General features: G+C 62.6%; 24 protein-coding genes and 1 tRNA gene. 12 read left to right on the top strand and 13 right to left on the bottom strand.

All coding sequences use genetic code 11. The features are described from left to right. Positions 1–10: 10 nt before the first annotated feature. Positions 11–634: an FMN-binding negative transcriptional regulator gene (locus ACP0KA_RS18625; RefSeq protein ID WP_424630213.1), complete on the bottom strand. Its 624-nt coding sequence runs from the start codon at positions 632–634 to the stop codon at positions 11–13. A gap of 39 nt (positions 635–673) precedes the next feature. Beyond that, the gene (locus tag ACP0KA_RS18620; RefSeq protein ID WP_424630212.1) at positions 674–1,927 is read right to left on the bottom strand and encodes an MFS transporter; all 1,254 of its coding nucleotides are present in this window, start codon (positions 1,925–1,927) and stop codon (positions 674–676) included. A 104-nt stretch (positions 1,928–2,031) separates the two neighbouring features. On the opposite strand from ACP0KA_RS18620, the gene ACP0KA_RS18615 reads away from it, so the two are divergent. Both ACP0KA_RS18615 and ACP0KA_RS18610 read left to right on the top strand, forming a co-directional pair. Beyond that, positions 2,032–3,501, top strand: coding sequence for a PLP-dependent aminotransferase family protein (locus ACP0KA_RS18615; protein WP_424630211.1), 1,470 nt, complete (start codon positions 2,032–2,034; stop codon positions 3,499–3,501). A 33-nt stretch (positions 3,502–3,534) separates the two neighbouring features. Continuing rightward, positions 3,535–3,960 (top strand): GNAT family acetyltransferase, encoded by a 426-nt coding sequence (locus ACP0KA_RS18610; protein ID WP_424630210.1) that lies wholly within the window; start codon positions 3,535–3,537, stop codon positions 3,958–3,960. 274 nt (positions 3,961–4,234) lie between these two features. Here the strand turns inward: ACP0KA_RS18610 and ACP0KA_RS18605 are convergent, their stop codons facing one another. The 4 genes from ACP0KA_RS18605 to ACP0KA_RS18590 all read right to left on the bottom strand — a co-directional run bounded on the left by ACP0KA_RS18605 (position 4,235) and on the right by ACP0KA_RS18590 (position 8,074). Then, on the bottom strand, positions 4,235–5,020 hold the full coding sequence (locus ACP0KA_RS18605; RefSeq protein WP_424630209.1) for a DUF899 domain-containing protein: 786 nt from the start codon (positions 5,018–5,020) through the stop codon (positions 4,235–4,237). Positions 5,021–5,188: 168 nt separating this feature from the next. Beyond that, positions 5,189–6,232, bottom strand: a complete 1,044-nt coding sequence (locus tag ACP0KA_RS18600) for a GlxA family transcriptional regulator (protein ID WP_424630208.1) — start codon at positions 6,230–6,232, stop codon at positions 5,189–5,191. 34 nt (positions 6,233–6,266) lie between these two features. Beyond that, positions 6,267–7,424, bottom strand: a complete 1,158-nt coding sequence (locus ACP0KA_RS18595) for a DJ-1/PfpI family protein (RefSeq protein WP_424630207.1) — start codon at positions 7,422–7,424, stop codon at positions 6,267–6,269. Between the two features lie 107 nt (positions 7,425–7,531). Beyond that, positions 7,532–8,074: a TetR/AcrR family transcriptional regulator gene (locus tag ACP0KA_RS18590; protein ID WP_424630206.1), complete on the bottom strand. Its 543-nt coding sequence runs from the start codon at positions 8,072–8,074 to the stop codon at positions 7,532–7,534. Positions 8,075–8,154: 80 nt separating this feature from the next. Here ACP0KA_RS18590 and ACP0KA_RS18585 point away from each other — a divergent pair, with 80 nt between their 5' ends. Further along, positions 8,155–8,505: a hypothetical protein gene (locus tag ACP0KA_RS18585; protein ID WP_424630205.1), complete on the top strand. Its 351-nt coding sequence runs from the start codon at positions 8,155–8,157 to the stop codon at positions 8,503–8,505. A gap of 38 nt (positions 8,506–8,543) precedes the next feature. Here ACP0KA_RS18585 and ACP0KA_RS18580 read toward each other — a convergent pair whose 3' ends face one another. Beyond that, a complete protein-coding gene (locus ACP0KA_RS18580) occupies positions 8,544–9,317 on the bottom strand; it encodes an MBL fold metallo-hydrolase (RefSeq protein WP_424630204.1) in 774 nt (257 codons plus the stop codon). An 81-nt stretch (positions 9,318–9,398) separates the two neighbouring features. Here ACP0KA_RS18580 and ACP0KA_RS18575 point away from each other — a divergent pair, with 81 nt between their 5' ends. Then, entirely contained in the window at positions 9,399–10,286 is an 888-nt protein-coding gene (locus tag ACP0KA_RS18575; protein ID WP_424630203.1) for a LysR family transcriptional regulator, read from the top strand. Between the two features lie 17 nt (positions 10,287–10,303). On the opposite strand, the gene ACP0KA_RS18570 is transcribed toward ACP0KA_RS18575, so the two are convergent. After that, a complete protein-coding gene (locus ACP0KA_RS18570; protein WP_424630202.1) occupies positions 10,304–11,278 on the bottom strand; it encodes an oxidoreductase in 975 nt (324 codons plus the stop codon). Positions 11,279–11,332: 54 nt separating this feature from the next. Here ACP0KA_RS18570 and ACP0KA_RS18565 point away from each other — a divergent pair, with 54 nt between their 5' ends. The 3 genes from ACP0KA_RS18565 (at position 11,333) to ACP0KA_RS18555 (ending at position 14,356) form a co-directional block, all read left to right on the top strand. Then, positions 11,333–12,352 (top strand): AraC family transcriptional regulator, encoded by a 1,020-nt coding sequence (locus ACP0KA_RS18565; protein WP_424630201.1) that lies wholly within the window; start codon positions 11,333–11,335, stop codon positions 12,350–12,352. 161 nt (positions 12,353–12,513) lie between these two features. Continuing rightward, a complete protein-coding gene (locus ACP0KA_RS18560) occupies positions 12,514–13,812 on the top strand; it encodes a hypothetical protein (RefSeq protein WP_424630200.1) in 1,299 nt (432 codons plus the stop codon). A gap of 196 nt (positions 13,813–14,008) precedes the next feature. Continuing rightward, a complete protein-coding gene (locus ACP0KA_RS18555; protein WP_424630199.1) occupies positions 14,009–14,356 on the top strand; it encodes a hypothetical protein in 348 nt (115 codons plus the stop codon). Between the two features lie 15 nt (positions 14,357–14,371). Here the strand turns inward: ACP0KA_RS18555 and ACP0KA_RS18550 are convergent, their stop codons facing one another. From ACP0KA_RS18550 to htpG, 3 genes are all read right to left on the bottom strand, one after another. Then, positions 14,372–14,797: a hypothetical protein gene (locus tag ACP0KA_RS18550; RefSeq protein WP_424630198.1), complete on the bottom strand. Its 426-nt coding sequence runs from the start codon at positions 14,795–14,797 to the stop codon at positions 14,372–14,374. 8 nt (positions 14,798–14,805) lie between these two features. Next, entirely contained in the window at positions 14,806–15,741 is a 936-nt protein-coding gene (locus tag ACP0KA_RS18545; RefSeq protein ID WP_424630197.1) for a lactate/malate family dehydrogenase, read from the bottom strand. Between the two features lie 67 nt (positions 15,742–15,808). Continuing rightward, positions 15,809–17,716, bottom strand: a complete 1,908-nt coding sequence (htpG, locus tag ACP0KA_RS18540; protein WP_424630196.1) for a molecular chaperone HtpG — start codon at positions 17,714–17,716, stop codon at positions 15,809–15,811. 122 nt (positions 17,717–17,838) lie between these two features. Here htpG and ACP0KA_RS18535 point away from each other — a divergent pair, with 122 nt between their 5' ends. The 3 genes from ACP0KA_RS18535 (at position 17,839) to ACP0KA_RS18525 (ending at position 20,318) form a co-directional block, all read left to right on the top strand. Then, positions 17,839–18,969 (top strand): S1C family serine protease, encoded by a 1,131-nt coding sequence (locus ACP0KA_RS18535; protein WP_424630195.1) that lies wholly within the window; start codon positions 17,839–17,841, stop codon positions 18,967–18,969. 73 nt (positions 18,970–19,042) lie between these two features. Continuing rightward, positions 19,043–19,777 (top strand): alpha/beta fold hydrolase, encoded by a 735-nt coding sequence (locus tag ACP0KA_RS18530; RefSeq protein WP_424630194.1) that lies wholly within the window; start codon positions 19,043–19,045, stop codon positions 19,775–19,777. A gap of 43 nt (positions 19,778–19,820) precedes the next feature. After that, positions 19,821–20,318, top strand: a complete 498-nt coding sequence (locus ACP0KA_RS18525; RefSeq protein WP_424630193.1) for an MOSC domain-containing protein — start codon at positions 19,821–19,823, stop codon at positions 20,316–20,318. Positions 20,319–20,333: 15 nt separating this feature from the next. Here ACP0KA_RS18525 and ACP0KA_RS18520 read toward each other — a convergent pair whose 3' ends face one another. Next, positions 20,334–20,708 (bottom strand): hypothetical protein, encoded by a 375-nt coding sequence (locus ACP0KA_RS18520; protein WP_424630192.1) that lies wholly within the window; start codon positions 20,706–20,708, stop codon positions 20,334–20,336. Between the two features lie 176 nt (positions 20,709–20,884). Next, positions 20,885–20,960, bottom strand: a tRNA-Trp gene (locus ACP0KA_RS18515). A gap of 239 nt (positions 20,961–21,199) precedes the next feature. On the opposite strand from ACP0KA_RS18515, the gene ACP0KA_RS18510 reads away from it, so the two are divergent. Both ACP0KA_RS18510 and ACP0KA_RS18505 read left to right on the top strand, forming a co-directional pair. Beyond that, entirely contained in the window at positions 21,200–22,873 is a 1,674-nt protein-coding gene (locus tag ACP0KA_RS18510; protein ID WP_424630191.1) for a sensor histidine kinase, read from the top strand. A 331-nt stretch (positions 22,874–23,204) separates the two neighbouring features. After that, the gene (locus ACP0KA_RS18505) at positions 23,205–25,166 is read left to right on the top strand and encodes a methyl-accepting chemotaxis protein (RefSeq protein ID WP_424630190.1); all 1,962 of its coding nucleotides are present in this window, start codon (positions 23,205–23,207) and stop codon (positions 25,164–25,166) included. Positions 25,167–25,231 lie beyond the last annotated feature (65 nt).

Here is a 25,231-nt window from a genome sequence, read left to right as displayed (position 1 = left end):
AAACAAGAACCTAAAGCGGAATCATCTTTGACACGACGCGGTCGGATTCCCGATCGCTTTCAGCCAGCCCGGCAACGACGCCGGCCCGATCGGCTTCGTTGCGATTCTGGCTCATCTTCCGTTTCGCATCGATACGCGAGATCGGCATGCGAAGGCCAACGATGCCGCGAAGCTGCGCCTTGATGAAATCGGCCGGCGCATCGGTCACAGCCCAGGCCTCGGCGCGCGGGTGTTCGTACAGGTGCGTGAGCCGCGTGATTACGTCATAGAGCCTGTCAGCATCTTCAAAGAACTCAGCGTGGCCATACGCATGGACGGCCGCATAATTCCAGGTCGGCACGACTTTGCCGTGCTCGCGCTTCGAGACGTACCAGGACGGCGTGACATAGGCGTCGGGTCCGTTGAAGATCGCAAGCGCCTCGCCTACCGATGCTTCCCTCCATTGCGGATTGGCCTTTGCCACATGGCCATAGAGAACGCCATGTTCGCCTTCGCGCTCATCCAGCAACAGTGGAAGCGGCGTGCAGAGCAGCCCGCTTGATGTGGACGTAACCAAATTGGCGAGGCGCGCTCCGCGGATCGTCTCATGGATCGACGCCAGTTCGGTGTCCTTGAACGCGGGTGGAATGTACATCAGGCAACTCCGATCTTGGGCAAACGTGACGCGTGCTATTCAGCTTGGCGAAGGAAGGGGTTTTCGTCCGCCCCACACGATGATGATGGCCGCGACGAGGTTCAGCAGCGCTGCGACGACCAAGGCCGGTCCATAACTGTTGAACGTGTCGCGAAGGATACCGAACAAACCCGGGCCAAAGGCGGTCGCAATGGCGATCACCGAGGCCGCAACGCCATAGACCGCGCCGAAAGACGCCGCACCGAATTCGCGGCGCGCAATGATCGGTGAGAGCGTTGTCAGATTTCCGATGGTGAGCCCATAACACACACTCGTCAGGAGCAGCCCCTCCGCGCTCGACGTCATGGCCATAGCCGCGAGGGACGCCGCCGCGACCAGCAGAACGCCGGCGGTCGTCAGTCGCAGATCAACGCGATCAGCAAAACGGGCGAGCGCAATTCGGCCAATGAACGCAGCGAGCGCAGCTGATGAGACGGCAATGGATGCCCCCTGATCGCCGAGTTTCGGCGCCACCAGGGATACATGGTGGCTCAGAAAACCGATCTGAACCATCAGGCTCAGGGCGAACGCGATCAGTTGCGAATAGAACTGTCGCGTGGCCATCGCGCCCTTTCGCGACCAGAACGCTTCCGTTTTCGTCGCGCGATCGGTCGCAGGTGCTTCGCCGTCCGGCAACAACCCCATTTCCTGCGGTGTTCGCTTCAAGACGAAAAGGACAACCGGCAGCACAACGAGCAGCGACGATGCTCCGGCAAGAATGAACGCCGTCTTTTCACCAAACACGGTCATGCCGCCCAACAGCAAAGGCGTACCGATCATTCCGCCGATGCTGGCGCCCAGCAGAGCCATGGACACGGCCCGTCCCTGGTGACGCTCAAACCATGGCGCCAGTGTCGTGCTGATGGACGTCGTGGACAGACACGCACGCCCCAAGCCCATGACGGCGAAGATGAGAAAGACCTGCCACGCCTGCTCGCAGTAGGCCAAGGCGGGCACGGTGAGCGCGAGAATGCCGGCTCCGGCGGCGAAAACGAGTTTAGGTCCCAGCCGTGTAGTCGCCGTTCCCACGCTGATCAGGCAGACCGCATTCACGAGGTAAGACACTGTCACCGCTGTCGAGATCAGGCTGATGGAGAAGCCCGGCCGCTCAGACAGCGCGTGGATGTACACGCCCATCCCGAAGACGGTCAGTGACCATCCCACCACGGCAACAAGCAGGCAGCCGAAAACGATCCACCATCCATAGAAAATGCGGCCGCCGCTGGTGGTTTTGGTCTGAAGTACCGTGGACATCGTTTCTCGGAGGGGGCGACTTGGTCGCTGTGCGAATCCTGATTTCAGGCTGGAGACTGCCCGAAAACTGGTCCAGAATATACGTCCAGTTTCCGACAAATTGGATGGTCCAGTTGGCTACGCCGAAAGTCACCGAGCGGAAGGGGCGTTCGCCGAGCGCACAGATCTGCAGCAACCTGCGGACACAAATCACGAAGGGCCTCTATGCGCCCGGCGCCGCGTTACCTTCGTCAAGAGCGCTCGCCGCCGAACTCGGCGTATCCCGCACCACGGTTACGGCCGCCTACGATCAACTCATCGCCGAGGGCTATCTTGAATCCAGACAGGGATCGAAGACCCGCGTCGCGGCGGCGTTCCGCCCGCCCGCCCCCGTGCGCATCAAGCCGACGGTCTCACGCACGGCAGCCCGCGACCTTTCTGAGTTCGGGCGTCGCGTGCTGACCTTCCCGCCCGCCGATCTGAGCGGCGATCGACCCGCCATCGATTTCAGGTACGGCGACCTGTCGCCGGACGATTTTCCGACACTGCCGTGGAAGCGTGCCATTACCCGCGTGCTGCTGCAGAAACAGCAACGGCTAAGCTACGGCGATCCATCCGGGCTTCCCGAGCTTCGCAAGGCACTGCAAAGTTATCTCTCTCGCGTGCGCGGCATCCGCTGCGAGGCCGATCAGATCATCGTCGTCAGCGGCTCCCAACAGGCGCTTGATCTTTGCGCACGCGTCTTCATCAATCCCCGTGATGACGTTGTGATCGAGAACCCCGGCTATCCCGCCGCGCGACAGGTGTTCGAAGCCGTCGGCGCGACACTCCATCCTGTCCCGGTTGATCACGAAGGGATGAGGACCGACCTTCTCGAAAATGTGCGGAAAGGACGGCTCGCTTACGTCACGCCATCGCATCAATATCCGCTCGGCAGCGTGATGTCGGTGAGCCGCCGTCAGGCGCTGCTGACCTGGGCCACCCAAGTCGGCGCTCACATCATCGAGGACGATTACGATTCCGAGTTCCGCTATGACGCGCGACCCGTGGAGGCGTTGCAATCGCTCGACCGCGAGGACGTCGTCATCTACGTCGGCACGCTTTCGAAGACGCTCTCACCGCAATTTCGGCTAGGCTATCTGGTTGTCCCATCTCATTTGGCAACGGTATTTTCCACAGCTAAACGACTGACCGATCGGCACACGTCCACCCTCGCGCAATCAGCCCTGGCCGACATGCTGGAGTCGGGCGCGTATGAACGTCACGTGCGTCGCGTCCGGCGTTCCAATGGCGAACGAAGGTCGGCGCTGCTTGCAGCCGTGAAAGACAATTTTGGTGACGACGTCGCCATTTCAGGCGCGGACGCCGGGCTCAGCGTCGTGCTGTGGCTGCACAAGGTGCCGCGGAGCAAGGAGTCCGAACTCATCGACGCGGCGCGTGCCAATGGTATCGGCGTCTATCCGATAAGCCCGCTGTTTGTTGGCACGAAGGATCGCGCGAAAAAGGCCGGGGTCGTGCTGGGCTACGCCGGCGTCTCTCTCGCCGACATCAGGCGCGGAATCCGCAGCCTCGCGCGCGTGGTTGAGACGCTGTAGCATCAGAAGATTCGCCGCAAGTGCAGGCCCAGCATGACATTTTCGATCGTAACCTATGCGAACAATCATTTCGACGGAGTGGATGCACTTTGGCGGGAGGCGTTTCCCAACGATTCCGCCTGGAATGCCGCTCGCGTCTCTATTCCTGAGAAGCTGAAAGTTCAGCCTGACCTTTTGCTGGTCGCGGTCGAAGGCGATCATGTCCTCGGGTCAGTCATGGCTGGATATGACGGCCACCGCGGCTGGATTTCGCGCATCGCTGTTTTGCGCTCGCATCGTCTCACCGGGATCGGACAGGCTCTTATTCAAAAAGCCGAGAGGCGGTTGGCTGCATTGGGCTGCATCAAAATCAACCTTCAGGTTGTCGGCTCGAATGAGGCGGTCCTTGGTTTCTACAAACAGGCCGGATACGAGGTCGAAGAACGCATCAGCATGAGCAAGCTAATCTCCAAAGCTTAAGTGCGATTCGTGGACAACGGCCGATCGCGCACCAGCCTCACCCACGGCGCCGCGTGAAATACGCTCATCAACAGATACATCGTCGCCATTCCACTCAGCGGCGAGGCGTGCGCCGCTGAACAAAGCGTATCCGCTGGATCGTTGCCAAGAACGTCGGTTAGCAACGCCATGAGGGCAAAGGTCGGCGAGGCCGCGAGGGCGAGCCCGTCCGTGATCCTGAGGGAAGCGAAGCTCTGGCGGATCGCTCCGCCGGCTTCACCACAGCACGCGCGGCTCACGGCTGCGTGCCCGCATCCTTGTTGCGGAAGGCCGCCTCACCAGCATCGGATACCTCGACCCACTTCGGGTCGGGCGCTGCACCCGCGACATAACTCTCGTTCCAATTCCACCACTTGTACGGACGCTCCTGCGGATAGCCCTGCGGCGAGTCCTCCCACTCCTCCTGACGCCCAAGCGCTGTCAGGTCGAGGTAGCTCCAGACGGTGCCCATCGCCTCGTCGCCGCGATTGTTGATGAAATAAGTGCGGAAGATACGATCGCCGTCGCGAATGAACGCGTTGTGGCCGTGCCATTCATCGACGCCGAAGTCGGCATCGAAGCTGTCGGTGATGGTGACCCAAGGAATATGCCCCCAACCCATGTGTGCCTTCAGCCGCGCTATGTCCGCCTGTGGCGCACGGGAAGCGAACACAAGCGTCGTGTCACGCGCGTGCAGATGGGAGAGATGGGACACCTGATCCGCCACCATCGAACACCCGATGCAAGCGTGCTCCGGCCATCCGTGCACGCCTGGCTCGAAGAAGGCGCGGTAGACGATCAACTGCCGCCGCCCCTGAAACAAATCGAGCAGGCTCACTTTGCCATTCGGCCCCTCGAACGTGTACGTTTTCTTCACCGCCATCCACGGCATCCGCCGGCGCTCGGCGGCAAGTGCATCATGCGCACGGGTGTGCGCCTTTTCTTTCACCAGCATCTGGGCGTGAGCCGTCTCCCATTCCTGCTTTGAGACGACCGATGGCGTCTGCATAGCGGATAGTCCATTCTTTCCGTTCTGCGTCATGGCTTCAAAACCTCCTCAATTGGACGAACGCCCGCGCTCCAAGGCTGAGCGCGATGCCGTCCGCTGCTCTTCATTCGTTGGATCGTTTTGACACCGCGCCATCGCACGGTGGGAGTAACAAGTGTGGCGCTATTCCGGTTTCGCCGGTGGAAACAGCGGCACACCGCCTCACACCTTGGCGACCTCGCCGTGCCCGAACCGCGCACGATAATCTTCCGGCGTGATGCCGAGCAGACGTCGGAAAACGCGCGCCAGCGTCGCCGCGCTGCCGAGACCCGAGCGGCTGGCGATGCGCGCGAGCGGCCACTTGGTCGTCTCCAACAATGATTTGGCGCGGTCGAGCCGCACCAATTCAACATAACGCGCGGGCGTCATGCCGGTTTCCGCCGCAAACGCGCGGCCGAAGGTGCGCTCGCTCATTCCCGCGCGCTCGGCCAACTGCGGAATGCTCAAGTCTTCCGTCGGATGTTCACCAATCCAGGCGAGCAGATCGCGGAGGCCATTGGCGGATTTTGCCTGTGCAGCCAGCGTCGCGCTGAACTGCGATTGGCCGCCGACGCGCCGGAGATACAGCACCAGTTCGCGCGCGGTGTTGAGCGCAATCGCGGGGCCGCAGTCCTGCTCGACAAACGCCAGCGCCAGATCGATGCCCGCAGTGACGCCTGCGGAGGTGTGGATGTGTCCGTCGCCGATGAAGATGGCGTCCGGCTCCACATCCGTCTTCGGAAACAGCGCGGCCAGTTGCGATGTCGCCGACCAATGCGTGGTGGCGCGCCGCCCGTCGAGCAGACCCGACGCACCGAGCAGGAACGCGCCGGTGCAGACGCTGGCGATACGCCGCGTGCGCGGTGCACGGTCATTGATCCACTTCAGAAGATCGGTCGCTGCCGCAACGCTGCGCAGCGCCTCTTCCGATCCGCCGGCGATCAGGATGGTGTCGAGATCATGATCCAGTTCGCTGAACTTGACCGTGTTCGCAATCTGCAGTCCGGAGTTCGACGTGATGATGCCGCCCTCGGGACTGGCGACGATCATCTCGTAACGGAACGGCGAAGGACCAGGCTGCGGCAGATAACTCGCCGCCTTGCTGAACACTTCGAGCGGCCCTGCGATGTCGAGCATCTGAAAGCCTTCGAAGCAGACCAGCCCGATTTTGCGCGTGGCTGCGTGCGCGGGTGCCTCTTTCGCTCGCGTCACAGGAAAACCATCCATCGCAAAAACATCCTCGCCAGCACGCGCTCGCCTCTCAGTCCCGCACCAGCCGCGCCTGCGGTCCCGACCAGGGATATTCCATCGTCAGCGCAACAAAGGCCGCGGTCGGCGCATCGTAGCGCGTGGCGATGCGCGACAGTTCGCGATCGATCACACGCGCTGGCTGGTCACGCGGCGGCTCAACGGCAAAAGCCACGCTCTTTGTCGGTGCATCGAACTGCAACGTCAATCCGCGCCTGCTTTGCACCTGTCCGCCCGCCCCGCCGTTAGCCGCAATCAATTCCGTCAGCTCCGTGCGCGCATAAGCATCCGCCATCAGACCAAGCGCGATCTCATCGACGCCATCGTTGAGCTTAATGCCGACATTCTCGTCGCGCCAGACGCTCAGCTTGTTGCGAATGAAGGTCTTTCGATGCTCCAGCGTGAGCTGGAAAGCGGACGTGGTGTGCCGCGCATCCCAATTGTCGAGGCCGATACGCGTCGCAAGGCGCGAAGCGACATCACGCCCGCCAATCGCTTCCACCAATGTCGTCATCAGCGGCAGCGATGCGGTAATGCCGGTGGATGTCGCAATGCCACGGTCCACCACATAGCGACGATCGCGCACCCGCTCCATCGAGGGATGCTCCTTCTGGATTTGCTTGACGCTATACCAGTGGCCGGTGGCCTTGCGGCCATCGAGCAATCCGGCTGCCGCCATGGTCAGCGATCCGTTGCAGATCGAGACAATGGTCGCGCCTTTCTCGTGCTGCTGCTTGAGCCAGGCGATGACGGCAGCATTGTCCGGCTGCTCCAGCGCCGGCACGACGACATAATCGGCTCCCTCAGGATAAGACGCATCGAACTCCGCCGTGGTCGCCTGCGCCTCGGCTTTGAGATTGTTCGGATAGAGCCGGATCGCGCCTTGCCGCTCCGCCACGGCCGTGACATCGGCCACGCCAGACTCTTTCAGAATGCCATAAGCGGTGAGGAAATCGGCGACTTCGGTGCCGTCGTTCGCCGCGATCAACGCGATGGCCGGGCGCTGCCGCTTCGGCGGTTTCAGCGCGGCAATGACTTTCTGGTGCTCATCGGATGCGATCTGCTCGGGTGCGGGCGATGCCGTGGGCTGGCCGCGCGAGGAAAGAAGAGCCGGCAGACAAATCGCCAGAACCACAATGGCGCCGAGACATATATAGAGAGCGTTGCGCATGGAGACCTCCTTTTCAGGTCTTGTCGCGCCGATGATGCCACCATCGGCCCCTGCGGATCCGACAAACAACGCGCAGTTTCCGCCAAAAGGTTCCGGAACTGCGCGGTTTAGCCGTGCGTCCCACCGACGCGGACCAGCTCCTCGATCAGCCGGTCCCGCTCCTTCCCCGGCAACGGCTTGTCCGACAGCTCAAAGCCGAGAAATGCCCAGTAAAGAATTTTCGCGCGGGCGCGCGCAGTCTCCGCCGCAATCCCCGCGCGTTCCAGCAGAGCTTCGATATAGGTCATGCGCCGCTGGTCGATCTCCCGCACCGTCTTGCGTGCGGCGGCATCGTGGGTGGCCCAACTCCGCACCGCGACCTCGAGATCGGAGCGCGCGGCGAACGCACCTCGAAGCAGATATTCCACGCCTTGTGCAGCATCTGCATGTTTTTCAACGTTGGCGATAATCCGCTCGGTGGCGATGTCCCGCCAGCGTGCAAGCACCGCGGTCTGAAACGCCTCCACGTCGCGGAAGTGCCAATAGAAGCTGCCGCGCGACACGCCGAGCGCCTTCGCCAGCGGATCGGCCTTCAGCGCCACGACGCCGCTTGCCGCCAGCGCCTTCAGTCCGGCATCAAGCCAGTCGGTTGCGGATAATTGCTCGCTCATACCGCCACCATACAGGAGTGTATTGACAAGACGCAACAGCGGGTGCAGTGTCCATACATGACTGTATGGAGGATAACGCGATGCAAGATTTTCTCCTGCAATGCGCCGGCGTTGCCGCGATCGTGGTCTCGATCATCCACGGCGTGCTGGGTGAGACCAAAGTGTTCGCCCGCGCCACCATCGAGCCCGCGCGGCTGCGCACCCTGCTCCGTCTGGTCTGGCAATGCAGCACCGTGGCCTGGCTCGGCGGCGGTGTGCTGCTGATCGCAGCGCCTTATGTCGCCTCCGACACCGCACGGCATTGGATCGTCGCCACGGTGGCGGCGACGTATGCGTTCGGTGCAGTGGCCAATGCGTACGCCACGCGCGGCAAGCATTTCGGCTGGATGGCGATGGGCGCGGTCACGGCGCTGGCCGCCGCAGGCTATTGATGCGGCGATAACGCCGCATCAAGGCGCGATGTCATGCGTCACTCGAACGTCATCGGCTTACCGCGTTCGAGCGTCAGGAGGCGCGAGGCAACACCGAGCTTGGTGAAGACATCCGCAAGCTGCTCCGGGCTTTCCTTGAAGTGCACCCAGCCTTCGTTGTGCACGGCGACGATCGCGGCATTCGGGAAGGCATGCGCGGCTTCCAGCGCGTCGTTGCTGTCCATGGTCATGTGGAAGCGGCCGCGCGGCTCGGCGGCGCCGGTGAACAGCATCACCACCTTCGGCGCAAATCGGCGCGCGACTTCCGCCGTGCCCTCGTACCAGACCGTGTCGCCGGTGACGTAGATCGCATCGCCCGGCTTCTCAGTGCCCAGCAAGAAACCGACTACATCGCCCGACAGCGGCTCGATGCCCACCGGACCATGACGTGCTGGCGCGGCCGTGATGAACAGCTTCTCGCCGTTCTTGCCGTCGAGCGTCGTGGTCTCGAACGGTGCTAGGCCCACTGCGTTGCCGCCTAAACGTCCCTCGCCGGCCTTGGTGGTGTAGGTCACGCCCACCGTCGGCAGCATGGCGCGGCCGGACTTATCGAGATTGTCGAAGTGATGATCGTGGCTGAGCAGTACAGCATCGAGCTTGCCGATCTGCTCCACCGAGAGCGCAGGACCAGAGGTCTTTTCAAAATGAACCGGTGCCTTCTGATAGAGGCCCGGCGGATCGAAGGTCGGATCGGTGAGCAGACGGAAGCTGCCGAGTTCAATCAGCGCGGTCGGGCCGCCGATCAGGGTGAGTGTGAGAGGTGATACAGTCATGGCGCGGTGTCCTTCACAGAATGTCGATGGCATGAGGATAGGCCCCTCGCCCGCTGTGAGAAAATTCGGTAATCTCGCGCAATGGCTGATCAAATTCGCACAGGCCTCGACTGGGAGGACGTCCGCATCTTTGTTGCCCTCGCGCGTCACGGCAGCCTGTCGGCGGCGGCGCGGGCGCTCGCCGTCAATCACGCCACCATCGCGCGGCGAATTGCGGCGCTCGAACGCGCACTGGATGAAAAGCTCGTCGAGCGGCGGCCCGATGGTTACGTGCTGACGCCTGCGGGCACGCGCGCGCTTGGTGCCGCGATTGATATGGAGACAGCAGCCGCGACGCTGAGCCGCGGCGGCGCGGACGGCGAACCGAAGGGGTTGGTGCGCATCAGCAGTACACCAGCGCTGGCGCAGGGCTTTCTCGTGGCACGGCTTGCGACGCTGACCGACAAGCTTCCGCGTCTCGACATTGAAGTCTCAACCGACATCCGCAACGTCAGCCTGGAGCGGCGCGAAGCAGACATCGCGCTGCGGCTGGCGCGACCGGACGATGGCGATCTGATTGCCAAGCGCTTGGTCACTTTCGGCTTTGGATTCTACGGCACAACGAAGTGGCGGCGGCGCATTGCGGATGGCGCAGCGCCAGCGTTCGTCGGCTTTGATGAGGCTAACGCATCGATTCCCGATGCGCTGTCGCTGACGCGGCAATTCCCCCGCGCCCGTGTCGCCTTCCGCACCAACAATCAGTTCGCACAGGCCGCTGCGGCGCGCGCAGGCGCAGGCATCGCCATGCTGCCGCATTTCATCGGGCGTATGGACGATAAGCTCGTGCTCTGTCCGCTCGCAAAAACACCACCGTCGCGCGAGCTTTGGCTCATTACGCGACGGCAGGATGCACGCGAACCGACGATCCGCAGCATCATCGAATTCCTCACGCAGGTATTCGAAGACAAGCGCGCGCTGTTCGAGGGGTGACGACCAGCGCGGAGTCCTCAGATATCGAACGCAACCCCTGTCAGCTTTTCGCTTAACGTCCAAAGCCAATCCGCAACCTCCGGATTGACCGCCCAGGGCCTGACGCCGAAACGGTCCTTCGAGTCCCCCGGCACGGCAGGCGCGATGTCGCAATTCTCGCAATAGACGCCGCCCTTGCCATCGAGTTGGCTGCTGGTCGCGCACCAGATGGTGGTTGCCGCCCCTTGCTCGGCTGTCTTCATGCCGCGTGACGGATCGATGACGGGACGTCCTTCATCGTCGACATGGCCGGTGGCGCGGATCTCCTCCTGCGACATATATTTCGCGAGATCGGTGACGATGCCGCCCGGATGAACGGAGAAAGCACGGACACCATGCTCTGCTCCCAGCGTGTCGAGTGCCAGTGCGAACAGGATATTCGCCGACTTCGACTGGCCGTAGGCATTCCAGCGCTCGTACGCGCGGCGCTCAAAATTGGGGTCATCGAGATCGACCGCACCGCGCATATGGCCAAGCGAGGACAATTCCACCACCCGCGCGCCATTGGCCTTCCTGAGCGCAGGCCAGAGGCGCGCGGTGAGTTGAAAATGCCCGAGATGATTGGTGGAGAATTGCGACTCGTATCCGCGGGCGTCGCGCGTCAACGGATTGGCCATGATGCCCGCATTGTTGATGAGCAGATGCAATGCGCGGCCTGACGCGAGAAACGTCTCGGCGAAGGCATCGATGGAGGCTGGGTCCATCAGATCAAGCGCACCGAGTGTCACGCCTGGCACGGACGATAGCGTGCACCGCGCCTTCTCGGGATCGCGCACCGGAACGATCACCTGCGCGCCGGCCGCCAAAAGTGTCTTTGTGGTCTCGAGCCCGAGCCCGGCATAGCCGCCGGTCACAATGGCGGTCTTGCCGCTGAGGTCGTGGCCGTTGATGACCTGGCCAGCTGTGCTGGCGGCTCCGAACCCCGATCCGAGGGGCGCTTGCAGTGTGTGCATGGTGGGTCTCCGATGATGTCGGAGACCTGATAATCCCTGCTTTCGGGATTCTGAATGCTTGTAAATCCCGATTTCTTGCGCGATCGTACGGGCATGAATCTCACCCCCGCCTCTGATCCGATGTCCGAAATCCTCGATCTGCTGGGCGCCCGCTGCCTGATGTCCGGAGGCCTAATGGCCGGCGGCGCCTGGTCACTGCGCTTCAGGGCACCGGAGGTCATCAAGGTCATGGCAGTGGCGGAAGGCAGTTGCCTGATGCTGTTCGAGGATCGGCCGCCGACCCATCTCCATGCGGGAGACGTGATCATTGTCGACGGCAAACGTCCTTTCGTGGTGGCCACCGATCCTTCGCTGAAGCCAGAGGAAGCGACCACGATCTTCGCCGACAGCATCAAAGGCATCGCGCGGATCGGCGCTCCTCATGACACCGTGATCCTGGGCGGGCACGTCGCGCTTGATCCGTTACGGCAAGCGCTGCTGCTCGACGTGCTGCCGCCGATGGTTCACGTGCGTCACACCTCAAACGAGGCCGCAGTGCTGCAATGGCTGGTGAAACAGCTGGTGCGCGAGATGAGCGAAGATCATCCCGGCGGACTGCTGGTGACGACACAGCTTGCGCAATTGATGTTCGTGCAGGCGCTGCGCGCGCACCTTGAAACCGCGGGTCCGGTGACGGGCGGTTGGCTAAAGGGCCTTGCCGATGAGCGCATTGCGGTGGCGTTGCGACTGATGCACGGCGAGCCCTCGCGCGCATGGACGCTCGAAGAACTGGCGAAAGCCGCCGGCATGTCGCGCACCACATTCGCGCTGCGCTTCAAGACGCTCGTTGGCACAGCACCTCTCGCCTATCTGCTCGCATGGCGGATGCATCTGGCGGAGCGCGATCTCCGCGACGGTGAGAAGCCGGTCTCAGCCATTGCCTTCGCACTCGGCTACACATCGGAAAGCGCGTTCAGCAACGCCTTTAAACGCGCGAAGGGCTTTGCCCCGAAGCGCTATCGCACGACGTCGCGCGCCAGTGCTTCTTTGGCAAGCACAACGAGCGCGGCGTTGCCGGTGAGCGACGCGCTCTAAGGCGTAGGCTCACGGCGCAACGCAGCAAACGGTGCATTTTGCAGGGTTCCGCCACAATCCCTCCACCGCTTTTCATGCTCTCGCCTTGCTTTGGTCAAACCCGCATGACGACTAGGAGTGTTGGGGTAAAGGGCTGAACTCGGGACCGGAGACGGAGCGTCATGCTGCCCACGTTGAACCTGAAACGCGTGAAGCCGGACGATCAGATTGAATCGTCCGATCAAGCTGCTGTTGCAGTCGCCCCAGCCGCCGAAGAATCCTGCCCCGCGCCCGACGCGCGCCCTGCCCGCGATTCATCGCTGCGCATGGAGCCGCGCTTCAGCGCTTCAAGCTTTTCAACACCCGATTTCACAGCCGAACGCATCACGGTGACAGCCGAACGCATCGTGCCGCGCGTCGATGCCGAGCGGCTGATATCACGGGTGGATACCGAGCGACTGGCGCCGCGCGTGGATGCCGAACGCCTGACAGCGCGCACAGATTCAATCTTTCCTTCGGCGGAGTTTCCGTCACCGGCCAATGACCTTGGCCCGGATCTCGGCCCGGTGGAGCACCAGCCTTCGATCCGGCTCGACACTGAACCGTCTGCTTTTGCCAAGGCGATGAAACGCGCTTTGACGGGTTTCGTCATTGTGGTCGGCGGAGCGATCGCGACCGTCGGCTGGCAGAACTTCGGCGATGATGCCAGGCAACTCGCCAAAGGGCTAACGCCGAACCTACCGCTGGTGTCATGGCTGCATCTGAAACATCAGGACACCGCGCAGACCGCAGGCGCAGCGACGGCAAGCGCCACTTCCGCTGAGACCGCAGACGCATCAGCGCAGGCGCCGCAGGACACGGCACAAGCGGCTGACACACCGCCGGCAGATTCATCTCAGCAGCAGGCAGCAGCGGCAGACCAACAGGCCGCGCCTCAACAGCCCGCGCCGCAGCAGGCTGCAGCGCCGCAGCCTGCGCCCGCTGCTCCGGCCGCAACCGACACGACGGCGACAGCTCCGGCCGCGCCATCCGCCGAAGTCACGCAGCTTACGCAATCGGTTCAGGCGCTGACGCGCGAAGTCGCGTCGCTGCAGAAAGCGATGGCGGAGCTGAAGACCAATAATGAGCAGATGTCGCGCGACATCGCCAAGCTCAATGAACGCAACACCGCGCGCCGCGCAACGACGGCGCCAAAGCCCGCACCAACAGCGCAGGCGCAGCGCCCTGCTGCGCCTCCGCCGGTGCACTCATCAACGACACCGCGGCCGGTCTCCCAGTATCAGCCACCGGCGCGGCCTTATCCGGTGTCATCGCAGGAAGCTGCAACACAGCCGCACTCGCTTGCACCACCACCACCGGTTTATTCGCAACCGCCGGCATCTCCGCCGCCGAGTTACGCCCCGCCGCGGACCTATTATTCAGACCCGTCCGGCTATGCTGATTCATCCCCGGCGCCGCGCCCGCCGGCCACTGTGCCGTAGGGTTGATCGGATCAGGATAGTCATAGAAGACGTTGGCAAGGGATCAGCTTGCCAACGCGCTGTATCGAATACTCCCAGACGCAGGCCGGCCGTCGCAGCCCTCCCGGCGGCTAAAAGACATCGCGGCCGGAACCAACTCGCGGTTCCGCACTTGTCTTCCGTTGTTTTGTTTGCGTCCTGACAGGCGGGCAGTATCATGCGTAACAGGTGGACCCCATCGATCGTGCCGAGCGGCGGCGAGCAAAACGTCTATCTCGTGGTGGATGACTTCGGCCAATCCGGTACCGTCTATCGCGAGGCCGACGTCGAGCACACCGACCTCGAAACGGTGATCACCGACCTGATGTCGGGGCAATACAACAACCCCGTACGCATCGTTGCCTTCAACACCGTCGAGAAATGGGCGGATGATGTTTCGCGAGACGTCGCGCAGGAAATCCGCCGCCGCGCGGACCTCGCGGCCGAGGATCTCACCTCATCCATCGACGATTTCGTTGCCCGGCACGCAGGATATGAGCGCCAGTTGGTGTTGAAGCTGATGTGAGGTGGAGCCGTTGCCTCACATGCCGATCTTCGGCCGAAGACGTCCGAGCCAATCGAGAACCTTCACGCGCTTTCCACCCCACCCGCCATACTCGGTTATAGACTGACGCCCGCGCGCGTCTGTGAAAGTGACAAGGAAACGCTTCTCTATAAGAACGAAATAGTAGCGAACCTTAAGCTCACGGACATCCGAAACGGAAGCATGGTTCTTTTCGAAAAATTCTGGAAGTGTCTTCTTATAATACGCGATGGCGCCGCGAAGCACCTGGGACGGTTGGCAGCCCTCAACATCCCCCGTGAGGAAATCAACGACGATATATTTTTCGGGAGACTGGCTAATCTCACCGAATATATCGGAGCGGCCCCCATAGTCGATGTGCAGCCCGCTGGCCAGCGAGTCTGCGAAATTGTGCGCAATTGCACGAAGTTCCGAATGCTTCATGATCGAGGTTATCCCCCAATCCGCTCCAGCGCTTCCTTCAGAAGCTTCGCACTCTTCGCAAGGCCCGCCTGCTCTTCATCTGAGAGTTCAGGTTCAAACACCTCAAGCACGCCCTTGCGGCCGACCACGCTGGGCAGCGACAGCGTGACGCCGAATTTCTTTTGGAAGCTGCCGATCGGGATCACGGCGCGCTCGTCGTTGAGGATCATTTCGGCGATGCGCACCGAGACGATGCCGATGCCATACTGGCTGGCGTCGTGGCCTTCGATGATGGTGATGTTGGCGTAGCGGACTTCCTTCTCCACCTTTTCGCGCAGCACCTTGAAATCCTCACCGCGCGTCTTCAACAGTCGCGCGATCGGCACGCCGCCGACACGCGCCGACGACCACAGAAACACCTGCGCGGTGCCGTGATCGCCGATCACCTGCGCCTCCACATGCGCGGGATCGACACCAAAGTGCTTGCCGAGATGAACGCGGAAGCGTTGGCTGTCGAGATAGGTCCCTGTGCTCAGCACCGTGGTGTGAGGGCTCGCCTCACGTCCGATATCCGCCAGCGGGTCTGGCGGATCGGTGACCGCGACCAGCACGGCATCCGGCGCTGCGACCGCGATCTTCGGCACGATGTCGCGATAGATCTGCGCATTCTTGTCAAGCAGCCGCAGCCGGCCCTGCGGATCGCTGCGGTCGGTGGCGCCGCCGGTCTTCTCGTTGACCCCGGACGTGATCAGCACCACGCCCGCGCCCGCCAGGTCAGCATAATCACCGTCGACGATCTCGGCCTTGCTCGACAGCGGCATGCCGTAGCGGATGTCGGTCGCCACCGCTTCCGCAGTTTTCCGCGTGCGGTTCACCAGCACGATCTGCCGCGCACTGCCGCGGAGGGCCGCCGCCATGGCGCATGCGCAGCCGACATTGCCTGTGCCGATAATTCCGATTTTCATGGAGGTCTCCGAAGACTGCGCGGGATGATAGAGCGGCGCGAGGCGATGTCGCCCCGCGCCGTTGATTTTACTTGGCTAAAGCGCCGCGCTCGATGAGCCGGCCGAGACGCGCCGAGAACGCCTTTGGATCGCGCGGCCGGTCGCCGTCCGCCACCAGCGCTTCGTCCAGCAGCAGATGCGCGACATCCTCGCGGAAGGAGATTTCCGTATCACCGAGGTCCGCGACCTTACGGATCAGCTCATGCGAGGGATTGACCTCGAGCACCGGTTTTGACGCCGGCACCGGGCGGCCGGCGCTTGCCAGCAGCTTTTCGAGCTGACGATCCATGCCGGTCTCCGGCGCGACGATACAGACCGCGCTGTCGGTCAGCCGCTCGGAGGCGCGGACTTCAGAAACGTCATCCCCCAGCACGCTCTTCGCGAACACCAGGAACGACGCCACCTTGGCGTCGACATCGGCGGACGGTTCGCTCTTGCCTTCCAGCAGTGGAATGAGCTTGAGATCGGCGGCGCCTTGCGTGACCGATTTGAACGGCTTGCCTTGATAGTCGATGCCGCTGGTCACCCAGAAGCTGTCGACGTGATCCGGCAACAGCAGCACCTCGATGCCGCGGGCGCGGAAACCTTCGAGTTGCGGCGAGGTCTTGAGGCGCTCCATGTCGTTGCCGACGATGTAATAGATCGCGGTCTGGTTTGGCTTGAGATCCGCTTCGTAATCCTTCAGCGAGCGCCACTTGTCGGTGGAGGCTGTCGAGTAGCCGCGGAACAGGCCGAGCAGCCGCTCACGATTCTCGAAGTCCTCATACAGGCCTTCCTTGATAGTAATGCCGAAGGTGTCCCAGATTTTCTCGTAAGCGGCCTGATCGGCGCTCGCGAGCTTCTCCAGTTCGCTCATCACGCGGTTGGTCACGCCCTTCTTGATCGCGGTCAGGATCGGGCTTTCCTGAATGAGCTCACGCGACACGTTGAGCGGCAGGTCCGATGAATCCACCAGACCGCGCACGAACCGCAGGTAGCGCGGCACAATCTCGGCGTCATCGGTGATGAACACGCGCCGCACATAAAGCCGCATGCGGCCATGGCGGTCGGCATCGAACAGATCGAACGGCCGCGTCTCCGGCACGAACAGCAGCACGGAGTAATCATGACGCCCTTCGGCGCGGTAGTGAATGGTGAGCGCAGGCTCATCGAACTGTCCCGCCACCGTGCGGTAGAAGTCCGTGTAATCCTCCTTGCTCACCTCGCTCTTCGGCTTGGTCCAGAGCGCAGCACCATCGGTCACCTGACGCGCCTCCGCATCGGGCTTGTCGATCAGCGTTACCGGCACCGGCACATGGCCCGAGCGCGCCTTGATCAGGCGCTCCAGCGTGTGCGGCTCGGTATAGGTCTTCGCGTCTTCCATCACATGCAGCACGACACGGGTGCCGCGCGCGGGCGCTTCCGCCGCATCGATCGACGTCACGGTGTACGTGCCCTTGCCGTCCGACGACCACACGGCGGCATCCGCCTCGCCGGCCTTGCGCGAGATGACATCGACCTTGTCGGCCACCATGAATACCGAATAGAAGCCGACGCCAAACTGGCCGATCAGCTGCGAATCCTCACCGTTCGCTTTCGCCGCGATCCGCTCCATGAACGCCTTGGTGCCGGAACGCGCGATGGTGCCGAGCGCCTCCACCATCTCCTGCGCCGTCATGCCGATGCCGTTGTCCTCCACCGTGACGCGGCACGCTTCGGGATCGATGCTTAACGTTACGCGCGGCTGCGGGTCGTCACCCAGCAGCGCGGGATTGGCGATCGCCTCATAGCGCAGTTTTTCGCAGGCGTCGGCCGCGTTGGAGATCAGCTCGCGGAGGAAAATGTCCTTGTCCGAATAAACCGAGTGCACCATCAGATGCAGCAGCTTTGCGACATCCGCCTCGAAGGCATGGGTTTGGGGTTGGGTTTCGGACGCGGGATTTTCGGTGGCCGTCATCTCTACTCTCATTGCTATTGAACTCAGTCCTGCGGGGGACGGTTTTATATGTGACATCCCGGCGAGGGAACTCAATCCTTCTTGTGGGCTTAAGGAGGGGACAAACCAACAGCGATCGGCCGATGCGCATCCCCTTCCGTGGCCTTATCATCGTCGCCATTCTCCTTGGCGTCGTCGCATTGTTACAACCCCGGTTGCGGCAGGCCTTCCTGGCCGCCTCCGAGCCACGGGTGATCGCGCCGCGCGGCGCCCTGGCCGATTTCGAGCAAACCGCCATCTCGGTATTCGATCACGTCTCGCCCTCGGTGGTGCAGGTCGTGGTGCAGCGGAATGGCGGTTTTTCCGAGGGCCTGGAACAGGGCCAAGAATCCGCACAAGAATCTGAACAAGGATCCGATCAGGAGCCCGGACAGGTCGGCAGCGGCACCGGCTTCGTGTGGGACAACGCGGGCAATATCGTGACCAACGCCCATGTGGCCCATCAGGGCGACAAGGTCATGGTTCGCACGTCCAAGGGAGACGTGATACCGGCGAGCGTGGTCGGCAGCGCGCCGAATTACGATCTCGCTGTGGTGCGCATCTCCGGCCGCTCCCTGCCGCCGCCGATTGCGATCGGCTCTTCGGCAGACCTCAAAGTCGGTCAGGCCGTGTTCGCGATCGGCAATCCGTTCGGCCTCGACCAGACATTGACCACCGGCGTCATCAGCGCGCTGAAGCGGCGGATGCCCACCGCAGGCGGACGTGAAATCGCCGACGTGATCCAGACCGATGCCGCAATCAATCCCGGCAACTCCGGCGGACCCTTGCTCGATTCCGCGGGCCGCATCATCGGCGTCACCACGGCGATCCTGTCGCCATCCGGCACCAACGCCGGCATCGGCTTCGCCATTCCCATCGACATCGTCAATCGCGTCGTACCTGAACTGATCAAGTCAGGCCGCGTGCCAACGCCGGGCATCGGCATTGTGAGCGCGAACGAAGCCACGACCACGCGACTCGGCGCGGAAGGCGTGGTCATCGTGCGCGTTGTGCCGAATTCACCGGCGGAGCGCGCGGGCCTGCAGGGTGTCGATCTGCGCGCCGGTACGCTCGGCGATGTGATCGTGGAAGCCGCAGGCAAGCCGGTGCAGCGGCTCGCCGATCTCACCGACCAGTTGGAGAAAACCAAGGTCGGCTCGACGATCGATCTGGTGGTGACGCGCGACGGCCGACGCCGCAGCGTCTCCGTCGGTGTGGTCGATATCGCGAACTAGGGGGCTTCAGTTAACGTTGCAATGGCCGGTCTCGTGCCCTACCTCATGCCGGTCAAGGCAATGGGGGGCTCGAATGCCGTTCGTCAATCATCGCGGGCAGCGAATTCATTACACTGTCGACGGCAAAGGACCATTGATCGTGCTTCAGCACGGCCTTCTGATGAGTGGCGAAAGCTGGAAACGCGGCGGGATTGTCGAGGCGCTGACGGATCGATATCGCGTCGCCTGTGTGGACTCACTCGGCCATGGACAGAGCGACAAACCTTCCGAAGCGGCGCTCTATCACCAGACGCAACGCGCCGGCGACATCATCGCCGTGCTCGACGACCTTGATTGCGAGCGCGCTCATTTGATTGGGCATTCGATGGGCGCTTGGCTCGCCGTCGGGGTGGCCAGGCATTATCCGGAACGCTTGGCGTCGCTAGTTCTGGGTGGTTGGGATTTTGTGACCGGCCTTCCTCCAACCAGCAGAGGACCGGTCACCTTCGATGGTTTCATGAAGTTTGCCGGCCGCGCTGCGCCTGAGCTGGTCGAATGGGTCACGCCGGCGTGCGAGCCCGGCGTGCGCGCGTGTTTCGAAGCGCTCAACCAGCTGGATGGCGCGCGCGACGCTGTCGTGGGCGCCGGTGCCCCCGTCTTGATCTGGGAAGGGCGGGATGATCCTGCTCACCATCAGCGGAAGGCGCTTGCCGAGGCCACGGGACTGGGGTTTCTCTCGACGGCCGGCGACCATCTCGGCATGTTGCTTGTCCACGGCGCCGAATCCGCGAAGGGGATACGGGCGTTCGCGGAACGCTATGGCACGTAGGCCGTCCGCCGCAATGAACCGTCACATGTGCTAAAAGCCGATCATGGCATTGTCTCCTACTTCTCCGCTCGGCCGCCTGCTGGCCGGCCCGATGCGGCCCGGCGAACTGATCTGGATCGGATTGCGCCCCACGCGCAGAGCGCCTGTCATCACTGCGTCATCGGCGACGCTGACCGCCGCAAGCGGTATCGAAGGCGATCGCTACAAGACCCAACGCAACGGCGGGAGACAGGTGACGCTGATCGCCGCGGAAGATCTGACGGCGATTGCATCCTTCCTCGGCGTCGGCGCGATCGCGCCTGAACTGGTGCGGCGCAATCTCGTCACCCGCGGCATCAATCTCATGGCGCTGAAAGAACGGCGTTTCCGGATCGGCAACGCAGTACTGGAAACATCCGGCGAATGCGCACCGTGCAGTTTCATCGAAGAAGCTCTTGGTCCGGGCGGTTACAACGCCATGCGCGGCCATGGCGGCATCACCGCTCGCATCATCGAAAGCGGCGAAGTCAGCATCGGCGATGCGATCGAGCGGGCTGCCTAGGATCAACCGCCGCGCTCACCACACGCCGGCAGCTTCGTCTCTGAATCGGATCAGCCTGATGAGAGTGACCATGATCGCGACTGACGCCGTGGGGATGTAAGCCGTCGCCCCCCAAAAATGCGCAACCATCAGGCAGCCAGCGATAGCGAACCCGAGAAAAATCGCGACACCCGCATCACCGCTGACCAGCTTTGAGACAAGATAGGCACACGCGAAGTAGGTCACGACCGGTATGCCGAAGAGTGTACCGGGAAAGATAGCGAGGCCGATCACCAAGAGCAGGTCAAACTGGCCGATGTGGTTGGATGGCCATAGCACCAGCAGTTGGACGGTTGCTGCAAACCACCACACCACGAACAGCAGAAAAAAAGAGAGGTCTTCTTTCGCCATCGCGCACCAATCCAGGTCGAAGATCGGCGGCTCCGGAGCCGGTCAAAGGCATCGGCCATTTCGGAGTTCCGAGCCCCGAAACCTACGTGCAGTCCTTTGGTCAAACAACATCAAGCCCTAGATGCGTCTGCCTTTGGCTATCAAATCATTGAAATTTATGATAAATTTCTATTCGCTGGCAGGAGTGGTAGGGCTCGAACCTACGACCCCCGGTTTTGGAGACCGGTGCTCTACCAATTGAGCTACACTCCTATTGGCCGCTTCTATAGCGAACCATTTTCGCCGCGTCACGCCCTCTCTTTGCTTTTTCCGGAACTTGCACAACGACGGCCGGAACTTGACCGACGGCATCCAAAAAAGCCGGATTCGTGCCGCGTTGTCAGTTTCGGGCGATCCGGTTTCAATGAACCGCGATTTGAGCTCCGCGCACGGGCGGAGCACACAAGGGGATGGGGCCAGACGGCGTGTCACTTCGCAACCTTATACGCCGCATGTCGCTCACTCACCGGCTGCTGGCCCTCACGCTGGTGGCGTCCCTGCCCGGCATGGTCGCGCTGATCTACAACGCGCTCGATCTGCGCAACACGCGTTACGCCGAGGTGCGCGCCGAAGCACTCCGCTCGACGCAGGCCGTGGTGGCCGAGCTCGACCAGGTGTTCGACGGCCTCCAAGGCACGATGCACGCGGTGTCGGAAGCTGAGGAGGTGCACGAAGCGAACGACACCGTCTGTACCGACTACCTCGTCCGTTTGCGGCCGAACATCGCGCCGGTCACCGCCATTCTCGTGGTCGGTCTCGACGGCAACATCCGCTGCATCAGCGAGCCGGGCGCCGCTTCGCCCAATCTCGCCGATCGCGACTATTTTCGCGACGCCGTGGACAGCCAGAGATTCTCCATCGGTCCTTATACCAAGAGCAAGATTTCCGGCCGGGACATCATTCCGATTGCACTGCCGATCGTACGGGACGGCAAAGCGCAGGGCGCCGTCGTCGCCGGGGTCGATCTCGTCTGGCTCGGCCGGCAGCTCTCCCGGCGCAGCATCGCGCGCGGCGGCTCCGCCATCATCGCCGACCGCAACGGCGTGATCATCGCCCGCGAACCGGAGCCGTTGAGATATATCGGCACCAAGATTCCCCCGGCCAACATGCATCTGGTGCAAAGCCAGACCTCGGGCACGGCGAACATCACGAGCCTCGACGGCAACGAACGCATCATCGGTTACGTGCCGCCGGCCGTGACCTCGTTCGGCCTCTACGTGAGCACAGGCATTGCGCGCTCGGAAGCCTCCGCGCCGATCGACCGCGCAGTGCGTAATAGCATTGCGCTTTACGGGCTCGGCACCGCAATCGCGTTTCTGCTGGCGTGGCTGGTGGGCGAAATCATCATCCGCCGCCCGCTGATGCAGATGGTGGCCACAGCCGAAGCATGGCGGCGCGGTCACGATACCGCGCGGACCGGCATCGTCGACCGCAGCGACGAGATCGGCATTCTCGGCCAGACCATCGACCGATTGATGGACGAAAATGCATTGCGCGAAGAGCAGCGCGCCTTCGCGGAAGAACGCCGCGAGATTTTGGTGCATGAGCTCGCGCATCGCGTGAAGAACACGCTCGCCACCGTGCAGTCCATTGCGAGTCTCAGCTTCCGCCACAGCCAGGGACCGGAAGCGTTGCGCCAGTTTCAGGATCGCCTGCAGGCGCTGGTGCGCAGCCACGATCTGCTGACGCGCAAGCACTGGCGGCATGCGGATCTGTCCGAAGTGGCGGAAGCCGCCATGGCGCCGCTGAAACAGGAGCGCGGACATCGCTTCTCCATTGCAGGCCCCGAGGTGAACCTGCCGCCGACAACAGCGGTGCCGATGGCGATGATCCTGCATGAACTCTGCACCAACGCGCTCAAATACGGCGCGCTGTCGAACGAGCACGGGCGCGTCACGATCACCTGGACGGCGCACGCGTGCAACGAAGGCACGGCTGTCAGCCTGCTATGGAGCGAGGCCGACGGCCCCGAGGTGGCGCCGCCGACCGCGGAAGGATTCGGCACCAAGCTGATTCAGAATCTCAGCCGGCAGCTCGGCGGCGAAGCCAACCTGCACTATCCGCCGTCCGGCTTCATATGCCATCTGCGGTTCATCTCGCCGAAGGAAGAGCCGCGCGACGCCTAGAGCGTCTTGACGCGTTTCCTTCACGCAAACCGGTCGCCACTTCACTCGGAAACGCCAACAGCGCCGCGCATCACCCGTTTACGGCGATGGTCTCTCGCTGATCAGGCTTACATTTGCATGCGCGTCTTGGCACATCTTGCATCCGCTCTTTGCACATTCTGCATCAAAACATCGCAACGCGAGCGAACTGCGCCTTCCGTTCCAGTAAATGAAACGTCGGCTGCACATTAATTTGTCGCGCAAACTCCAGCCTTAACGGGCTGTTGAGGCGAAACGTATAAATAATGTCACACAGGTTTATGTTTATTAACTATCGTTTTCTGGAGGCTTTATGCGTCGGCTACAGTCCGTTTCCGCCCGTATCATGATTGCTATTTCGCTGGTGGCGGCCGTCACCTGCGCCGGGCTTTCCGCATTTGGCCTGTGGCGCCAGCATGTCGCGATTGATCTCGCGCTGCATCGCGAATTGAGCGATGACTACACCAACATTCTTTCCGCCATCGAGTCCGACACCCGCGCCGTGCAGGTGGTGGCAAATGCCCTCGCGACAATGCCGGACCTGAAAAACGTGGTGCGCGCGAAGGATCGCGACGCGACCCTGAAGCTGCTGGCAGACGCCCTCGCAAGCAACAAACCCCACGGTCTCGAGCTGATCACCATCCAGGTCCCGCCCGGCATCTCGCTTGCACGCTCGCATAACCCGAAAGTGTTCGGCGATGACGTGACCAAGCGCCGCAAAATGGTCGCGCAGGTGCTTTCCACCGGCAAGCCGCTCGGCGGTGTCGAAGCCGGCCACGACGTGCTCAACATCTTCGGCACCGCAGCGATCCTCGATGGCAGCACCGTGCTCGGCAGCGTCGATATCGGCGCGCCGTTCGGCAACACCTTCGTGAAGTCGATGAAGGAGCGCTTCGGCGTCGATGTCGCCATTCACCAGATCAGCGACAACGCGGTGAAGACGCTCGCCAGCACGATCAAGGAAGCTCCGCCGTCACTTGACGTGATCAAGCGCGCCATGGGCGGCGAGGAAATCTTCAGCAAGGGCGAACGCGGCGGCGTACCGACCTCCACCACCTTCGGCCAGATCAAGAACTTCTCCGGCCAGCCGGTGGCAGTGGTCGAGATCATTCGCAACACCACCGCCTATGCGGAGCTTTCGCGCCAATCCACCGAGTGGCTGGCAGGCGGCGCGATTGCGGCCGTCCTGCTCGCGGGCCTGATCGCCGCCTGGGTCGGTCGCGGCCTGGCCAAGCCGATCCTCGCGCTCGACGGAGCGATGCGGGCCATGGCCGCGGGCAACTACGACATCGCCGTGCCGGGAGCCGATCGCCGCGACGAGATCGGCTCCATGGCCAACGCGCTGGAAGTGTTCCGCGGAGGCTTAAGCGAAACCGGCCGCCTGCGCTGTGCGCAGGAAGAGCAGCGTACGCAGTCTGAAGCCGAACGGCGCAATGCCATGAATGCGCTAGCGCAAAAATTCGAAGTCAGTGTCGGCAGCATTGTAGACACCGTCGGCGCGGCGGCCACCGAACTGCGCACCACGGCAGAATCCATGGCAGGCACGGCGGAAGAAGCCACCGCGCAGACCTCTGCCGTGGCGCAGGCTTCCGAAGAGGCCTCGGCCAACTCGCAGGCCGTCGCGGCGGCTGTCGAGCAGCTGAACGCCTCGATCAACGAGATCGCGCAGCAGGTCAACGAATCCGCGCAGGTCGCGGGCAACGCTGCGCGGCAGGCCAACGATACCAACGCCGAAGTGCAAGGGCTGGAAGAAGCGGCCCAGAAGATCGGCGACGTGGTGAAGCTGATCAGCGAAATCGCAGCGCAGACCAACCTGCTCGCGCTCAACGCCACCATCGAGGCGGCTCGCGCAGGCGAAGCGGGCCGCGGCTTCGCAGTGGTCGCATCTGAAGTGAAGGCGCTGGCGAGCCAGACCTCGAAGGCGACCGACGAAATCGCAACCCAGGTCAGCGCCATCCAGGCCGCCACGCGGTCGTCAGCGGAGGCGATTGACGGCATCACCAAGACCATCGGCAAGGTGAACGAGATCGCCAGTGCGATCGCGTCCGCTGTCGAGGAACAGGGTGCTGCGACGCGCGAGATCGCGCACAACGTGGCCGAAGCTGCCCGCGGCACCGGTGAAGTGTCGGCGAATATCGTCGGCGTCAAGGAAGCTGCCCGCGAGACCGGACTCGCCGCCGATCAGGTGGTTGCCTCCGCCTCCGAACTGTCGCGCAGCGGCGAGACGCTGAAATCGCAGGTCGACGCCTTCCTGCGCGAGGTCCGCGCGGCGTGAGACCAGAACTCAACTAAGAAGACGTCCAAGGAAAACAAAGCCGCTCCACAATGTGGGGCGGCTTT

It is taken from the genome of Bradyrhizobium sp. SYSU BS000235 (genome assembly GCF_049747295.1).
In the GTDB taxonomy this organism is placed as follows: Bacteria; Pseudomonadota; Alphaproteobacteria; order Rhizobiales; family Xanthobacteraceae; genus Afipia.
The sequence above is the reverse complement of the archived record's forward strand: the minus strand, read 5'-3'. Positions and strand labels throughout refer to the sequence as shown.

Bases quoted from the DNA above. Each gene is read 5' to 3' on its own strand.
- ACP0KA_RS18625 (WP_424630213.1), bottom strand. From the start codon at position 634: ATGTACATTCCACCCGCGTTCAAGGACACCGAACTGGCGTCGATCCAT.
- ACP0KA_RS18620 (WP_424630212.1), bottom strand. From the start codon at position 1,927: ATGTCCACGGTACTTCAGACCAAAACCACCAGCGGCGGCCGCATTTTC.
- ACP0KA_RS18615 (WP_424630211.1), top strand. From the start codon at position 2,032: ATGGTCCAGTTGGCTACGCCGAAAGTCACCGAGCGGAAGGGGCGTTCG.
- ACP0KA_RS18610 (WP_424630210.1), top strand. From the start codon at position 3,535: ATGACATTTTCGATCGTAACCTATGCGAACAATCATTTCGACGGAGTG.
- ACP0KA_RS18605 (WP_424630209.1), bottom strand. From the start codon at position 5,020: ATGACGCAGAACGGAAAGAATGGACTATCCGCTATGCAGACGCCATCG.
- ACP0KA_RS18600 (WP_424630208.1), bottom strand. From the start codon at position 6,232: ATGGATGGTTTTCCTGTGACGCGAGCGAAAGAGGCACCCGCGCACGCA.
- ACP0KA_RS18595 (WP_424630207.1), bottom strand. From the start codon at position 7,424: ATGCGCAACGCTCTCTATATATGTCTCGGCGCCATTGTGGTTCTGGCG.
- ACP0KA_RS18590 (WP_424630206.1), bottom strand. From the start codon at position 8,074: ATGAGCGAGCAATTATCCGCAACCGACTGGCTTGATGCCGGACTGAAG.
- ACP0KA_RS18585 (WP_424630205.1), top strand. From the start codon at position 8,155: ATGCAAGATTTTCTCCTGCAATGCGCCGGCGTTGCCGCGATCGTGGTC.
- ACP0KA_RS18580 (WP_424630204.1), bottom strand. From the start codon at position 9,317: ATGACTGTATCACCTCTCACACTCACCCTGATCGGCGGCCCGACCGCG.
- ACP0KA_RS18575 (WP_424630203.1), top strand. From the start codon at position 9,399: ATGGCTGATCAAATTCGCACAGGCCTCGACTGGGAGGACGTCCGCATC.
- ACP0KA_RS18570 (WP_424630202.1), bottom strand. From the start codon at position 11,278: ATGCACACACTGCAAGCGCCCCTCGGATCGGGGTTCGGAGCCGCCAGC.
- ACP0KA_RS18565 (WP_424630201.1), top strand. From the start codon at position 11,333: ATGCTTGTAAATCCCGATTTCTTGCGCGATCGTACGGGCATGAATCTC.
- ACP0KA_RS18560 (WP_424630200.1), top strand. From the start codon at position 12,514: ATGCTGCCCACGTTGAACCTGAAACGCGTGAAGCCGGACGATCAGATT.
- ACP0KA_RS18555 (WP_424630199.1), top strand. From the start codon at position 14,009: ATGCGTAACAGGTGGACCCCATCGATCGTGCCGAGCGGCGGCGAGCAA.
- ACP0KA_RS18550 (WP_424630198.1), bottom strand. From the start codon at position 14,797: ATGAAGCATTCGGAACTTCGTGCAATTGCGCACAATTTCGCAGACTCG.
- ACP0KA_RS18545 (WP_424630197.1), bottom strand. From the start codon at position 15,741: ATGAAAATCGGAATTATCGGCACAGGCAATGTCGGCTGCGCATGCGCC.
- htpG (WP_424630196.1), bottom strand. From the start codon at position 17,716: ATGACGGCCACCGAAAATCCCGCGTCCGAAACCCAACCCCAAACCCAT.
- ACP0KA_RS18535 (WP_424630195.1), top strand. From the start codon at position 17,839: ATGCGCATCCCCTTCCGTGGCCTTATCATCGTCGCCATTCTCCTTGGC.
- ACP0KA_RS18530 (WP_424630194.1), top strand. From the start codon at position 19,043: ATGCCGTTCGTCAATCATCGCGGGCAGCGAATTCATTACACTGTCGAC.
- ACP0KA_RS18525 (WP_424630193.1), top strand. From the start codon at position 19,821: ATGGCATTGTCTCCTACTTCTCCGCTCGGCCGCCTGCTGGCCGGCCCG.
- ACP0KA_RS18520 (WP_424630192.1), bottom strand. From the start codon at position 20,708: ATGGCGAAAGAAGACCTCTCTTTTTTTCTGCTGTTCGTGGTGTGGTGG.
- ACP0KA_RS18510 (WP_424630191.1), top strand. From the start codon at position 21,200: ATGTCGCTCACTCACCGGCTGCTGGCCCTCACGCTGGTGGCGTCCCTG.
- ACP0KA_RS18505 (WP_424630190.1), top strand. From the start codon at position 23,205: ATGCGTCGGCTACAGTCCGTTTCCGCCCGTATCATGATTGCTATTTCG.